The sequence below is a fragment of the Ensifer sp. 4252 genome (genome assembly GCF_050434565.1).
Classification (GTDB): Bacteria; Pseudomonadota; Alphaproteobacteria; order Rhizobiales; family Rhizobiaceae; genus Ensifer.
Window position 1 is genome coordinate 852,858 of the sequence record NZ_JBNDIU010000001.1, and the last position, 14,847, is coordinate 867,704.

Consider the following 14,847-nt stretch of genomic DNA (forward strand, 5'->3'; position numbering starts at 1 on the left):
TCTCCCTGGCCTCCGACCCGCCCTGCTATTCTCATTTCAGCGTGCATGATTTTTGTTCTTGAATTGTTCTTGTTTTCGCGATAGGAAAATAATCAGAACAAAACGGGATCAAACACGCGATCCCTCGGAGATTCCGATGAACGAGCTGTCTCAGATCAGGCAGGGTGCGCTCGCACCCGCCAACACGGCAGAGGTTGCCGAAGCATTGATGAGCGGGACTGGTCTCAGGATCGAGGTTGATCGTCGCCGCGGGCGGGGTGCCGGACTGAACATATCGGGCCGCTTCGAGCCGCAGGCGCGCGAGGTTTTCGACGACGGTTGGGAGAGCCTTGAAGACCTCCCTCCCTTCAAGACCGAGGTGCAGGTGGAAAAGCCGCGCTCGGTGATCAGCCGCAACGATTCGCCGGACATTTCCTTCGATCGCTCGATCAATCCTTATCGAGGTTGCGAGCACGGATGTATCTATTGTTTCGCCCGCCCGACGCATGCCTATATGGGACTTTCGGCCGGCCTCGATTTCGAAGCGAAGCTCTTTGCCAAGCCGGACGCTCCGCGCCTACTAGAGCGCGAGCTCGCCCGTTCGGACTACAAGGTGAGGCCGATCGCGATCGGCACCAACACCGATCCCTATCAGCCGATCGAGAAGGAATGGCGGATCATGCGCCAGATTCTCGAAGTGCTGCAGGCCGCCAATCACCCGGTGATGATCGTGACGAAGTCGGCGATGGTGACGCGCGACATCGATCTACTTGCACCAATGGCTGAAAAAGGGCTTGCACGGGTCGGCATTTCGGTGACGACGCTCGACCGAAGGCTGGCGCGCACGATGGAGCCACGTGCTTCGACCCCTTCCAAACGACTGGAGGCGATACGCTCCCTCACCGAAGCCGGCATTCCGACGGGCGTCCTGGTGTCGCCGATCATCCCGGCCCTGAACGATCATGAAATCGAAAGGATCCTGGAAGCTTCCCGGGCGGCAGGAGCGCTGGAAGCCACCTACGTGCTGTTGCGCCTGCCGCTCGAGGTCAGTCCGCTCTTTCGCGACTGGCTGCTGCGAAACTATCCGGACCGCTATCGGCACGTGATGTCGCTCATCCGCTCGATGCGTGGCGGCAAGGATTACGACGCCGAGTTCGGCAAACGCATGAAGGGCGCCGGTCCCTATGCCTGGCAGATCGGCCGGCGGTTCGAACTTGCGGCCAAACGCCTCGGCCTCAACCTCAATCGTCGACAGTTGCGCGACGACATTTTCGTGCCGCCGCTGGGAACCGGCGTACAGCTTTCGCTGCTCTAGCGGCAACCGGTAGTGCGTATGTCGCTGGAGGCGCGAAGTTTTCGGCCACTTAAGCGCTGAATATGCGGGGTATCACTGGCCGGAAGATGCCGGCGGTACCGGTCTTGATACCGTCGCATGGCTCCCTGGTTCGGTATCTCTCTGGGAAGCCGACCCTGCCGTGAGTCTACAGCGCCGCGCGTCTTATTAGACGCGCAAAGGTCGCTGTAGCACTTTGAACTGCTGCATGTTTCCTTAAATCGAAAACGATTTAAGGAAACATGCAGTAGGCAAACAGCGTGTGTTGCGCGTCCTGTCTGGCGCGCGGCGACAGAATTGAATTCCGGCGTCTCCTCCGTGCCTCAGGATGACGCTGGCATACCCCCCGGCTGCCGCCGCACTCAGATCGGGGGACTTGAAGAGAATCGGTCGATCATGCGAGTTTCGCCGCATGACACATCGCAGATCGATCGATTCTCCCCTTTTCCCGGATATTCTCCTTGAGCCCGATTTCAGCTTTGAACTGGCTGCCAGAAAGGACGGCGCGTGGCCTGTCGCCGGCGCCGACGAGGCGGGACGCGGACCGCTTGCCGGCCCGGTCGTTGCGGCCGCCGTCATTCTCGATCCCGACGCCATCCCAGAGGGCCTGAACGACAGCAAGAAATTGAGCGCCGCTGAGCGTGAACGGCTGTTCGACGAGATCCTGGCGAGCGCCACCGTTTCCATCGCCTCATCCTCCGCCACGACCATCGATACCATCGACATACGCAAGGCGAGCCTCGAGGCGATGCGTCGGGCCGTCGACGGCCTGTCCCTGACCGCCCGCTTCGTGCTGGTCGACGGCCGCGATGTGCCGCCCGGCCTTGGGTGCCATGCCAAGGCGGTGGTCAAGGGCGACGCCCGCTCGCTTTCGATCGCAGCGGCATCGATCGTCGCCAAGGTGACGCGCGACCGGATGATGGAACGGGCCGATGTCGCTCACCCCGGCTACGGCTTTGCTGTTCATGCGGGCTACGCGACAGTGGTGCATCGCAAGGCGATCGATGCCAAGGGGCCCTGCCCGCTGCATCGCATGAGCTTCCGTCCGCTACGCAAGGATTGACGTTCGACATCGTTGAAACCTTGGCCGTCTGGATGGGCACAACCGCCGCCGACGGCGCTGCCCCCGAAGGTGCGCTTGACGGCTCAGCGCGTCACAGAGGGCGCAGACGAGCCGTGCCGCTGTGCCGGGCCTTGCTGTGTATCTCCCCGCCCTGTGTCGAGCCACTACGGTCGCCGGATCTGCATTCAACATGCCGACCGCGCCTGACCACCGGCCGGGCCTCCGCGAAGGCTTTCCCTCGGTCGAGCCCAAACAGCTACCCGACGTCACGGAAGACATCCCGGACTGGCGCTCGCACGCCTTGCCCCGGCCTATCCCAAAAACAAAAAGCCCCGCGCGAGGCGGGGCTTTCAAATCGTGTCTTACAGGCGAAGCTTAGTTCAGGCGCGACTTGACTTCGCCAAGTGCCTTCTTGAACAGCTCGCTCTGGGCGCCGGCGTCAGCCTTGGCAGCAACAACCTTTTCGGCAGCGCTTATGGCCAGATCGACGGCAGCCGAACGAACGGCGTTGATCGCGTCGCTTTCGGCCTGCTTGATCTTCTGTTCCGACAGCGCGGTCCGGCGGGCGACGAATTCTTCCGTCTTCTGCTTGGCTTCGGCGGTCAGCATTTCCGCTTCGCGCTGGGCGGCGGCAACGATACCGGCAGCTTCCGCTTCGGCATCCTTGCGCTTGCGCTGGTATTCGGCAACGAGGGCCTGGGCTTCTTCGCGCAGGCGCTTGGCTTCCGCCAGTTCGTTGCTGATCTTGTCAGCGCGTCCGTCGAGCGCCTTGCCGATCATGCCCGGAACCTTGAGGTAGGCAATCAGGACGAAGAACAGGATCAAGCCGACGAGGGCATAGAAGGTCGCATCAAGATGCATGGTTCAGTGCTCCTCAGTTACCGGCCGATGCCTTGACGGCAGCGACGATCTCAGCCTTGGTGACGGTGCCACCAATGAGCTGCTTGACGACGGCGGTCGCAGTTTCCTCGGCGATCACGCCGACGTCTGCAAGTGCCTTGGTCTTGATGTCGGCGATGCGGTCTTCCGCAGCGGCGATCTTCTTGGAAAGATCGGCTTCGACAGTGTTGCGGTCGGCGACAGCCTTGGACTTGGCAGCTTCACGCGCGCCGTCGGCAATCTGATGACCCTTGGCCTTGGCAGTTGCCAATTCCTGCTCATAAGATGCGATGGCGGCGTCAGCTTCGCCCTTCAGGCGCGACGCTTCGTCGAGATCCTGAGCGATCCGGTCGTGACGGGTTTCAAGAATTCCGCCGATGCGCGGAATGATGACCTTCGACATCAAGAGATAGAAGAGGCCAAACGTGATCGCGAGCCAGAGCAGCTGCGATGCGAAATGGGTCGAATCAAAGGGCGGGAACACGCCGGAGCCAGCCTCGCCTTCGTGGGCCACACCCGTTTCGGTGTGCACCTCACCGGCCGCAGCGGCATCGTGTGCTTCGGCGCCTTCAGTGGTGGTTGACTGCTGGGCATAGGCCGCGGTCACAAACATGCTCACCTCCAGGTGCACTCAAGAATATGCGCGGCCGCGACCCTTTGACAGGTCGCGGCCGAAACTCCAGCCGTTATTAGACGGCGAAGAGGAGGAGCAGGGCTACGAGCAGCGAGAAGATGCCCAGAGCTTCCGTAACGGCGAAGCCGAATACGAGGCGGCCGAACTGGCCGTCAGCAGCCGACGGGTTGCGCAGCGCGCCAGAGAGGTAGCTGCCGAAGATGTTGCCGAGGCCGAGAGCCGTGCCGGCCATACCGAGGCAAGCCAGACCTGCGCCGATGTACTTTGCTGCTTCCGCTTCCATGATTGAACTCCTTCGAATGGGTGTTGCGGCTTAGGATTGCGCTTCCGACGGAGGACCGGCCGGAAGCAAGCGACTGTATTCCTTAGTGGCTTCCGGGGTGGACAGCGTCGTTGAGGTACATGCAGGTCAGTACCGCGAAGACATAGGCCTGGAGGAAGCAGACGAGGAATTCAAGACCGGTGATAGCGACGGTCATGATGAGCGGCAGGATCGCACCACCGATGCCGAGCGCGCCAAGGGCGCTGAGCGAGGTGACGAAGCCCGCGAAAACCTTCAGCGTGATGTGGCCGGCCAGCATGTTGGCGAACAGACGGACCGAAAGGCTGATGGGACGGGAAAGGAACGAGATGATTTCGATCGACACGACCAGCGGCAGCAATACGCCCGGCACGCCGTGTGGCACGAAAAGCTTCAGGAAGCCGAAGCCATGCTTGTAGAAACCATAGAACAGCACCGTACCGATGACGAACAGCGCCAAGGCAAAAGTGACGATGATCTGGCTGGTGATGGTGAAGAAGTAAGGGAACATGCCGAGCAGGTTCGCCGTCAGGATGAACATGAACAGCGAGAACACCATCGGGAAGAACTTCATGCCGCCGCTGCCGGCGCCTTCGCGCAGCATCGAAGCGATGAATTCATAGGACATTTCCGAAACCGACTGCATGCGCGTCGGGATCAGCCCGCGCTGCGATGTGGTCAGATAAAGGAAACCGGCAGCGGCACCCACGGTCGCAACCATGAACAGCGATGCATTGGTGAAGGAAAAGTCAATTCCGCCAATTTCGATCGGGACAATCTTGTTGACCAGGAACTGGTGGGTCGGATCGTTTGACACCGCGCTTCTCTTTCGTTCTGCCCGCCTTTAGAGCGGATACCGTGTTTTCAGGGCGACGCCTCAGGCGTCATCTCCGTCCGTCTTGTCATTCCCAGAACTGCGCTTGACCGAGTCGAGTGTTGCCACCATCCCCGCCGAACGCAGTACATTCAACACACCGGCGCAAAAGCCAAGGAGCAGGAAAATGATCATGCCCCACGGCCCTGTACCCGCAAAGTGGTCCAAAAGATAGCCCAGAAACGCCCCAACCACGATGCCAGCGATGAACTCGCTGGAGAGCTTCATGGCCGCCGCATAGCCTTTGCGGCTTTCGGCGGCACGGGCCTCAGCACCATCCGGCTCACTGGGTCGCTTGGACTCAATCTTTTCGCCGAGCTGCTTGAGCCTTGCTTCCAGACTTTCCTCGGGTTTCTCCGTCACGTGGCTCTCCCCTTGTCGTCCTACACGGTCACGACCGTGATTTCGGTCACACAAAAGGCTGCTGTTCAAGCCACGTTTCAGCCCCATTTGAAGTCGCGCGCAACATAGTTTTAGGCATCCGCATAGTCAAGGCGTGCGAAGCGCTTCGCCGTGGACAATATTTTTCAATGATTTCATCAGCTTGATAGCATTCAACGCCATCATACTGGCAGACAAGGCCGGGAATCGGCAGATCGCGAGCCAGAATCTCCGGCCCGCGATCGGTGCTTGTGCGCCAGGGGTCGGCAGCTGAACTGTGTCAGCTCCAGCCGCCGCCGTAGGTCCGGTAGAAGATGTGCAGGCCGATCTTGCCGACACGCTTCATCGTCTTTGCCCAGGCCGGGTTTACATAGGTTGCGTGATAGTGTGTTGCGGAGCCGACTTCGGGCAGCCAGATCTTGCCGGCGGTTACCGCCATGGCAACGTCCTTGGCTTCTTTCCAGTGCGAGCGGGAATAGATCAGGTCGCGGATCATGTCGCAGGCGAAGGAGAACTGGCAGCGGTTGCGCCATGCCTTGTTCTGGTAGACGACGCCGCAGATCGTCTTTGGATAGGTCGGATTGCGCACCCGGTTGAGAATCACCTGTGCGACGGCTGCCTGCCCTTTCAGCGGTTCGCTGCGCGCTTCGAAGTAGATGCCTTCGGCGAGGCATGTCTGCTCGTCCTTACCGAAGACCCCCGCCGGCAGCGGGGTCGCGGCCCAGGCGTGATCCTCGGGAGAGATATCGGGAATGAAGCGTCCAGCATTCTTGTCCTCGCGCAGGATCGAATCGAAGGGCGATTCACGCGCATAGTCCGGCTCGGGCCGGACATACGCAGTCGCGAGAACGTCGGGCTTGTCGTTGGTGACGAGCTTGGCCAGCATCGGCGAGACGCCGGGATCCGTCTTCGGCGGCTTCTTTTTGTAGAAGGCCGTGGCGATCTCGATCTCCTTGCCCTGGATCTTCGGCTTGGCGAAGACCATCTTTTCGGCGCCCTCGAAACCGGGCTCCATCAGCGAGCTCGTGCGCTGCAGGATCGAGCCGGCGGTAAAATCCTTGGGCGGGGTGACGGGGGTGACGGCGACGATGCGGCCCTTCTTGCCCCGACGGTTGACGCGGTCTTCATCCGGCGTGCCGGCGTGCTTGCTTTCCGCGGTCAGAGCGACGCGGCTGCCATCGGGAAGATCGATACCGGCGCCGCCATCGAGCGCGCCCGTCGTGATCGGATCGGCAAAGACCATCTCGACTTCGTGGATCGATCCCGCCGGCGACGGCGTCATATACATCCGCCAGCGTTCACCGCCACGATTGATACCGGACAGGAAGGTCGCAAGGTCCGAATGGGCTGCGACCGTGGGGAGACCGATATACACGGCAAGGCCAATGAGTGCCGGAGCCAGCCAGGCGGAGAAATTCACACCAAATTCGCGACGCAGTTTGCTACTCTTACGCACCAACCGACTCCACGCAACGCTGATCGAAGGCACGGCTCTGCCCTCGCCGGCGATGGGCCAGCGGACAGTTTCCGCGCGGGACGCTACAGCGCCGCGCGTCTTATCAGACGCGCAAAGGTCGCTGCGGCACTTTGAATTGCTGCATGTTTTTGTCCTTAAATCGGCTACGATTTAAGGACAAAAACATGCAGTAGGACAATGAAGCCGCCGGACGCTCTGCCGACGATGCTTCGTTCGAGCCTTGAAAATGAAGCATTAACCTTGATGTTTGGTTAATGCGTCTTCACTGAAGGACAGGACGGGCGACCTTTCGGCTCGCCACCCGCCTTTGCGGCCTGCATCGTCAGATGATGACGTGAGAGCCAAGCTCAACGACACGGTTTGTCGGCAGGCGGAAATAGTCGGAAGGATCGATCGCGGCATTGGCGAGCGCGATGAAAAGGCGGTCCTGCCAATGCGGCATGCCCGACTGGGCGTCCGGCACCAGCTTGCGCCGGCCTAGATAGAACGACGTCGACATGATGTCGAACTTCAAGCCCGACTTGCGGAAGAGCCCCAGCGCCTGCGAGACGTTCTGCGTCTCCATGAAGCCGAAGCGCATTTCGAGCAGGGTGAAGCGTTCGGAAAGCGGCTGCACGCTGACACGTTCGGCCTTTGGTACTTTCGGCGTATTGGCGGTGCGGATCGTCAGGATGAAATTCTGCTGATGCAGCACGTGATTGTGCTTGATGTTGTGTAGCAAGGCCGCGGGCGTCGATTCCGGATCGCTCGTCAGGAACACCGCCGTGCCGGGCACTGAAACCGGCGCATGTTCGCTCTTGCGCTCGATCGACTTGACGAAGCTTGCCAGCGGAATGTCGATGTGGCGCGTCTTGGCATGAAGGATTTCCGTGCCGCGTTTCCAGGTCCACATGATGACGATGAAGGTGGCGGCGATCAGCACCGGCACGTAGCCGCCATCATGAATCTTCAGCATGTTGGCGCCGAGGAAGACAAATTCCAGCGCGAACAGCGGCAGCAGGACGGCGCCGGCCCATAGTGCCGACCAATTCCAGCGCGCGCGCAGGAACTCGAAGGAGAGAACTGTCGTGACAACCATCGCGCCGGTGACCGAGATGCCATAGGCGGTGGCGAGCGATTCCGACGAGCCGAAGACGAAGACCAGTGCCATGACGCCGAACATCAGCAGCGTGTTGACGTTGGGCAGATAAATCTGCCCGGTGTGTGTCTCCGACGTGTGGAAGATCGCCATGCGCGGCAGGAAGCCGAGGTGGATCGCCTGCCGCGTCAATGAGAATGCGCCCGTTATCACCGCCTGGCTGGCAATGATCGTGGCAAACGTCGCGAGGATGACGACCGGAAGCAGCGCCCATTTCGGGAACATCAGGAAGAACGGGTCCGACATCGCCTCGGGGTTATTCAGGATGAACGCGCCCTGGCCGAGATAATTGAGCGTCAGTGCGGGAAAGACGATGAGAAACCAGGCCCACTGAATCGGGCGACGACCGAAATGGCCGAGGTCGGCGTAGAGTGCCTCCGCCCCGGTCACCGTCAGGAATACGGCGCCGAGCACGATGATGCCGACATAGCCCTCATTGAACATGAAGCTGGCGGCATAATAGGGATTGAAAGCCTTGAAGATCGCCAGGTCGTCGGCAATGTGGACGAGACCGATGCCGCCCATGACCAGGAACCAGACCAGCGTAATCGGTCCGAAGAAGTTGGAGACCGCCGCCGTGCCCTTGGACTGCACGGCAAACATCAGCAGCAGAATGACCACGGCAATGGGAACGACATAGTCCGACAGCGCCGGGGTCACGAGTTTCAGACCCTCGACGGCCGAAAGCACGGACAACGCCGGCGTGATCATCGCATCGCCAATGAACAGCGCGGCACCGGCAATGCCCATGAAGAACAGGATGGCCGTGTGGCCATTCCCCGTTTTCATCAGCAGCGCCAGCAGCGAGAGCGTGCCGCCCTCCCCCTGGTTGTCGGCGCGCAGCAGAAACAGCACGTATTTGATCGTGACGATGATCGTCAGCGTCCAGATCATCAGCGAAATCAGGCCGATGATTTCGACATCGGTCACGCCGTCGTGGGAGACCGGGCGCAGCGCTTCGCGAAACGCGTAGAGCGGGCTGGTGCCGATATCGCCATAGACGACGCCGATGGAGCCGAGGCCGAGGACGAGCAGCCGGCGCAGGTCTTTCGACCCTTGTGTGGAAGGGGCATGCGGTTGGGTCATGCGTGTCCTACTGGCTGTTACAGCCAACCTTTCCAGCGAAAGAAGAAAAACGGTATCACGGCGGATATCACCATGGCGGCCAGCGCCCAGGGGTAACCAAGCGGCCATTCGAGTTCCGGCATGACGCGAAAGTTCATGCCGTAGACGGAGGCGACCAGCGTCGGCGGCAACAATACCACCGAAGCGATCGAGAAGATCTTGATGATGGCATTCTGCTCGACATTGATGAGGCCGAGAGAGGCGTCGAGCAGGAAGGTGATGTTGCCGGAGATGAACGAGGCATGTTCCGACAATGTCTGGATGTCGCGCGAGATCGAGCGGCAAAGCTCGCGGCTGTCCTTGTCTGCCTGAACCTCGGGAACCGTATAGACGAAGGTCAACAGGCGCGAGAGCGACGCGAGACTGTCGCGGGTCTTGGCGACCAGCCGGTGATGGCCGGCGACATCGCGCAGGCGCGCTTCCAGAAAATGCGGCGGACGACGTTTGACGACGGCCTTGTCGCCAAAGACCTGCAGCGACAGATCGTCGATCTTGCCCACGGCCTGCTCGAGAATTTCGGCAGTGCGGTCGGCAATCGTTTCGAGCAGCCGGGTCAGCATGACCACACCGTTCGGGCAGCCGCCCGGAATCCGGTGCATCGCCGCCTTGAAGAGCGCGAAAGCCCGCGGTTCGGCGTAGCGAATGGTCACAAGACGCCCGCCATGCAGGATGAAGGCCACGTCGGTGAGATCGGGAATATCGGTTTCCGAGCGATAGACCAGCGACGCCGTCATGAACACGGCATCGGCCTCGGTATAAAGCCGGCTCGACGGCTCGATGTCTTTCAGGTCGTCGCGCGTCGGGATGGAGATGGCCAGAAGCTTCTCCATCATCAGATCCTCGGCCTTGCTCGGCTCGACGAGATCAACCCAAACGATATCTGGGCGCAGGGTACCGGGCTCATCCGCCACCGACAGGGTGACGGTCTCTCCGTTGGAGCAATAGCCCGTGATCATTCAGACGCCCTTCGCGCAGCTGCGGCCCCGGGCGGAGGTGCGAACCCGAGCGAAAGTGAGCAACCGCATCGGCGCCACAGTATTCCCACAATCGAAATCCATCGGATGAAGCGTTCCGCCAGTCAGGACAAAATCCTCAACCCGGTCATCGCGGGAGGACAAGATCTCCAGCGAGAGGGCGCTAAGTTGGGCACCTTCGCAAGTGCGGCACGGCATATGGCGCAACACAGACGCAAAATCAATGCCCCTTTGATACCTGACACAGGCGTCGTCTACCGTTCCGGCGTCACCCTACTGCATGTTCGGCCGAATCGAAATCGGGTCACGGACAAAATTGTGCCGCTATTCCAGGGGGCTGCGGCAGGCGGCCTGCAAGTCGGGATGCCACCGCAGCGATGGCATCGGACGAACTGTGGATGAAGGACTATTCGAAGACGATGCTCGGCATCGCGCGGCTCTTGTCGTCGCGAGCCGCAGACATCTCGGCCCAAACCTTGGTCGCGATGTCGCGGTAGATGCCGGCGATCTCGCCGTCCGGATCGGAAACGACCAACGGCGTGCCCGCATCGGATGTTTCGCGGATGCCCATGGTCAACGGCACTTCGCCGAGGAAGGGCACGCCGATGCGCTCGGCCTCCTTGCGCGCGCCGCCATGGCCGAAAATATCGTAGCGCTTGCCGGTGTCCGGGGCGACGAAGTAGCTCATGTTCTCGATGATGCCGAGCACCGGCACTTCGACCTTGCGGAACATCGCCAGCCCCTTGCGGGCGTCGATCAAGGCCAGGTCCTGCGGCGTCGAGACGATCACCGCGCCGGCGAGCGGAACTTGCTGCGCCATGGTCAATTGCGCGTCGCCGGTGCCCGGTGGCATGTCGACAACCAGCACATCGAGATCGCCCCAGGCGACTTCGCGCAGCATCTGCAGGAGTGCCGACTGGATCATCGGGCCGCGCCAGATCATCGCCACTTCCTCGTCGACGAGGAAGCCCATGGACATCACCTTGAGGCCGTAGTTTTCCATCGGGCGGATCATCCGGCCTTCGATCTGCTGCGGCCGGCCGTGTATATTCAAGAGGCGCGGCATCGACGGGCCATAGATGTCGGCGTCGAGCAGGCCGACCTTCAGGCCGTTGGCCTTCAGCGCCAGCGCCAGGTTGACCGAAGTGGTGGATTTGCCGACACCGCCCTTGCCGGAGGCGACGGCGATGATTGCGCCTACGCCGGGAATGCCTGCCTTGGCGGGCGCGCCGCCGGCCGGCCGCTGGCCATGGGCATGACCGGCATGGGCGCCGGCCGGTTGCGGACGCTGTACCGGGGCAGCCGCAGGCGCGGCCTTGCGATCGGCCGTAAGCGCGACCATCGCTGCGCTGATCCCGGGGATTTCCCGCACCACGCGCTCGGCTGCAGCGCGCATCGGCTCCAGCTCCTTGGCCCGATCGGCCGGCACGGTGATCGAGAAATAGGCCTTGCCATCCGAAATGAAGACATCCGACACGAGCCCGAGCTCGACGATGTTGCCTTCCATGTCCGGTCCGCGGACGGTTCGCAGCTTATCGAGAACCACGTCTCTGGTGACTTCCGGCATCGCGCCCTCTCATTCTCGGTTATCTCTTGGACAACTCTGTTATGCCTTAGATAATCGAGGCTGGGCGCTTCGCCAATGCGACATAACAGAAAAAGCAGGGCCGCCACTCAGCCTGGTGTCCGTACATCCGGGATCACACGAGATTGAGTGGCGGCCCTTTTTGTCGCGACCTTCTTGGGCGCTGTCTTGTTTTTAGTCCCCTCTGGACATGCCTCTAACAATGCAGGATCCGTGCCAGATTCGAGGAAAAACAAAAAAGCGAATATTTGCAAATAGTTAGATTGGAGGTTGCTTGCCCGGCACCCCGAGAGCATCTGCCCAGTTTGTGAGCAATGGTTTCAAATCCGCACAGGATCGGTGCATTTCAGGTCCGCGACACAAGGCGAGGATGCACGTTCGAGCAGCCTCGAATCCGCCGGCACGGAACGTGCGCTAGCTGATGTAGCCCTTCTTCATCGCCTTGACGACAGCCTGCGTCCGGTTCACCGCGTCGAGCTTCTTGGTGACGTGGTTGAGGTAGTGGTTCACCGTGTGCTCGGAGAGGCCAAGAATGCCGGCAATCTCGGCGCTGGTCTTTCCCGCCGCCGTCCAGCTCAGGCACTGGATCTCGCGCTCGGAAAGGGACGCACTGCTGTTCTTCCACACGGAGCCGATCTCGGCCAACCGGTTGTAGACATGGATCGCAATCATCTGCAGTTCCATGGTCACCGTCATCGGCAGCTCGGCTTCCGGCCCCATCAGGATAACGGCGCCGCGGCCGCCTTCGGCATCATGCACCGGAAAGTAGCTGGCCTGAAAGATGCCGTTCTCGCGCAGCATCGCGATGTATTCCCGGGCTGAGTCGGGCTTGCCGCCCTCGCCTTCCCAGGCCTCGAGCGTCACCTGGAACGGCGTCGTCGTTTCCCGCAGCCGCTTTACGCCGGTGCTGAAGCGCAGCATCGACAGGCTGTCATATTTGTTGAGCAGATCGGCCGGCATGTTGGAAATGACCGTGGTTGCCGCCAGGCGCTCGACATCGATGGAAGGGATCGAACAGATGAGAAAGGTCTTGAAGCCAAACATCTGCGTGATCCGCCGCATATAGCGGATGATGTCGAACTGGGTCTCCAGTTTTGCGATCTCGGACGCGAAATCACCGCCCCGGGGCAGATCTGCGTCAGTCGTCCCGGTGGTCATCGTATCCTGCATTCGCGCGTTCCATGGCATTCATCAATTATCAAATAGACCGACCTGCAGGCCAATGCCAACAGATGATCGAGATTCCCTGCCCTACGCGCCCAAAAGCCTGTGTATTTCCCTACAAGCGACCTGCGCCATGCCGCAGCATCCAGCTTTGATGTGCAGAAAGTGCCAATTCTCAGTTGATCAAACCGGCACGCATGGCCTTGGCGACCGTCTGCACGCGGTTGACCGAATCCAGCTTTCGCGTCGCCCGGTTGAGATAGTGGTTCACCGTATACTCCGATAGCGCCAAGATTCGCGCCATCTCGCTCGTGGTCTTGCCGGCGGCGGCCCAGCGCAGGCATTCCACCTCGCGGCGCGACAGGCTTCCCGACCCGCGTCGCTCGCGCTCACGCACCTCGGCCAGCTTGCTGAACAGAATGCCGGCCCACAGATTGAGTTCCTGCATTTCATCGTTCGACACCACGGGGCGGTCGCCGCCAAAGGCAATTGCTGCCCGATGGCCGCCGGCGTCGTGCACGGGAAGATATATGCCGCGGGGCATGCCCGCCTGTTCGAAGACGCAGATCGCCGCATCGCCCTTGCCGTCGGCGCGGCGGCGCGCCAGTTGATGGGCATCATAGGTAAACGGTATGGTGCTGCGGCGCAGGCGCTGGATCACAGGGCTGCCATTGATCAGGCCAGCGCTGTCGTAGCCTTTCAGGAACTCGACCGGATAGGTCGTCATGATGGCGTTGGCCTCAAGGCTGTTGCAGCCGGTATCCGGAACGGCGAGCACAAGGAAACCACGGAAGCCGTAGGCGTCCGCAACCTGCCCGATCACCCGCCTGATATCGTCCTCGCAACAAATCGGCCCTCTCACGGACCGTCCGTCAGGAAGCATCAACGACGCCATATTCGCGCTGAAATCGATCATCTTCCGCCCTTCTCCACATCCAGCTCCGGGGAGGAGCACGGCCGCTGACGCCGCATGAAGATCACGTCAAAATTTCTATCAATGTCATATTCGACTCTGTCCGCGGGAAACCGCAAAGCGAGTCTGATATATTAACGTTATCGAGCTTGGAACACTACGTCCAGTCGAAGTTTCTAATTTACCGTAAAGTGAACTCAAGGTCCACCGCGGCCCGGACCGAGGCGAATCGCGGCCTCCTCCCCGATCGCCGCCGCCGCCGTCCGCACCGCCCCCGACCAGGCGGTCAGTTGCTCCATGCTCACCCGATAGGCCGGTCCCGTAACCGAGATTCCAGCCGTGAGGTCGCTACCCGAAACACGGATCGGCGCAGCCACGCAACGGATCTCTATCTCATGTTCTTCCCGATCGAAAGCGTGTCCGTCGCGGCGAATGTCCGCTATCTCCGTCAGCAACGTTTCGGCCGAGCGATGCGTATGCGGCGTGAACGCGTGGAACGCCATTTTTGCAACAAGCCGCTCCAGTTCCGGTTGCGGCAAAAGCGACAGCGCCGCCTTGCCGATGCCGGTGCAATAGGCGGGCGAGGCTTTGCCGATCTGCGAACTCATGCGCACCGTCTGCCGGCTTTCGACCTTGTCGACATAGACGATCTCGATTTCCCTGAGGATGCCGAGATGCACGGTCTCTCCCGTCAACTCGTGCAGGCTGCGAAGATGTGGTTCGGCAACGTCGCGGAAGCGATTGCCGGACCAGGAGCGATAGGCAAGCGTGAGCAGGCGCAGGCCCGGCTCGTAGCTGAGATCGCGCCGCTGCACGAGCAGCCCTTCCTCGACGAGATGGCTAAGCAGGCGATGCAGAGTGCCGCGCGGCTGCCCCGATCGCGCGAGGATATCGGTGAACCGCTGCGGCCTGTCGGCCATGACCACCGCTTCGAGGACGGCCATGGCCTTGCCGAGCGTGCCGGTACCCGCCGCCTCGCCATCCGCAAACACTGTCGGTTCTAATCTCATGTCGCCCGCTTCATTCC

Annotated in this window: 14 protein-coding genes; 2 read left to right on the forward strand and 12 right to left on the reverse strand. The window is 61.0% G+C overall.

Annotation, left to right across the window (positions count from 1 at the left end; genetic code table 11):
* Positions 1-136: 136 nt before the first annotated feature.
* Both ABIE33_RS04240 and ABIE33_RS04245 read left to right on the forward strand, forming a co-directional pair.
* The gene (locus ABIE33_RS04240; protein WP_429121788.1) at positions 137-1,294 is read left to right on the forward strand and encodes a PA0069 family radical SAM protein; all 1,158 of its coding nucleotides are present in this window, start codon (positions 137-139) and stop codon (positions 1,292-1,294) included.
* A 430-nt stretch (positions 1,295-1,724) separates the two neighbouring features.
* Complete coding sequence (locus tag ABIE33_RS04245) at positions 1,725-2,375, forward strand: ribonuclease HII (RefSeq protein ID WP_429121791.1); 651 nt, start codon at positions 1,725-1,727, stop codon at positions 2,373-2,375.
* A 375-nt stretch (positions 2,376-2,750) separates the two neighbouring features.
* On the opposite strand, the gene ABIE33_RS04250 is transcribed toward ABIE33_RS04245, so the two are convergent.
* The 12 genes from ABIE33_RS04250 to ABIE33_RS04305 all read right to left on the reverse strand — a co-directional run bounded on the left by ABIE33_RS04250 (position 2,751) and on the right by ABIE33_RS04305 (position 14,830).
* A complete protein-coding gene (locus ABIE33_RS04250) occupies positions 2,751-3,236 on the reverse strand; it encodes a F0F1 ATP synthase subunit B (protein ID WP_429121793.1) in 486 nt (161 codons plus the stop codon).
* Positions 3,237-3,249: 13 nt separating this feature from the next.
* On the reverse strand, positions 3,250-3,867 hold the full coding sequence (locus ABIE33_RS04255; RefSeq protein WP_429121794.1) for a F0F1 ATP synthase subunit B: 618 nt from the start codon (positions 3,865-3,867) through the stop codon (positions 3,250-3,252).
* A 76-nt stretch (positions 3,868-3,943) separates the two neighbouring features.
* On the reverse strand, positions 3,944-4,171 hold the full coding sequence (locus tag ABIE33_RS04260) for a F0F1 ATP synthase subunit C (protein ID WP_025426100.1): 228 nt from the start codon (positions 4,169-4,171) through the stop codon (positions 3,944-3,946).
* An 82-nt stretch (positions 4,172-4,253) separates the two neighbouring features.
* On the reverse strand, positions 4,254-5,006 hold the full coding sequence (locus ABIE33_RS04265; protein ID WP_429121797.1) for a F0F1 ATP synthase subunit A: 753 nt from the start codon (positions 5,004-5,006) through the stop codon (positions 4,254-4,256).
* A gap of 60 nt (positions 5,007-5,066) precedes the next feature.
* A complete protein-coding gene (locus tag ABIE33_RS04270; RefSeq protein ID WP_025426098.1) occupies positions 5,067-5,426 on the reverse strand; it encodes an AtpZ/AtpI family protein in 360 nt (119 codons plus the stop codon).
* A gap of 298 nt (positions 5,427-5,724) precedes the next feature.
* A complete protein-coding gene (locus tag ABIE33_RS04275) occupies positions 5,725-6,900 on the reverse strand; it encodes a cell wall hydrolase (protein ID WP_429121800.1) in 1,176 nt (391 codons plus the stop codon).
* A gap of 343 nt (positions 6,901-7,243) precedes the next feature.
* On the reverse strand, positions 7,244-9,145 hold the full coding sequence (locus ABIE33_RS04280) for a potassium transporter Kup (protein WP_429121803.1): 1,902 nt from the start codon (positions 9,143-9,145) through the stop codon (positions 7,244-7,246).
* A 17-nt stretch (positions 9,146-9,162) separates the two neighbouring features.
* Positions 9,163-10,140, reverse strand: a complete 978-nt coding sequence (locus tag ABIE33_RS04285; RefSeq protein WP_429121806.1) for a magnesium transporter CorA family protein — start codon at positions 10,138-10,140, stop codon at positions 9,163-9,165.
* 424 nt (positions 10,141-10,564) lie between these two features.
* Complete coding sequence (gene apbC / locus ABIE33_RS04290) at positions 10,565-11,725, reverse strand: iron-sulfur cluster carrier protein ApbC (protein ID WP_429121809.1); 1,161 nt, start codon at positions 11,723-11,725, stop codon at positions 10,565-10,567.
* Between the two features lie 432 nt (positions 11,726-12,157).
* Positions 12,158-12,913 carry a LuxR family transcriptional regulator gene (locus ABIE33_RS04295; protein ID WP_429121812.1) on the reverse strand — a complete coding sequence of 252 codons (756 nt, stop codon included), beginning with the start codon at positions 12,911-12,913 and terminating at the stop codon, positions 12,158-12,160.
* Between the two features lie 169 nt (positions 12,914-13,082).
* On the reverse strand, positions 13,083-13,823 hold the full coding sequence (locus ABIE33_RS04300) for a helix-turn-helix transcriptional regulator (protein ID WP_429121814.1): 741 nt from the start codon (positions 13,821-13,823) through the stop codon (positions 13,083-13,085).
* A 194-nt stretch (positions 13,824-14,017) separates the two neighbouring features.
* Complete coding sequence (locus tag ABIE33_RS04305; protein ID WP_429121816.1) at positions 14,018-14,830, reverse strand: IclR family transcriptional regulator; 813 nt, start codon at positions 14,828-14,830, stop codon at positions 14,018-14,020.
* Positions 14,831-14,847: the final 17 nt, after the last annotated feature.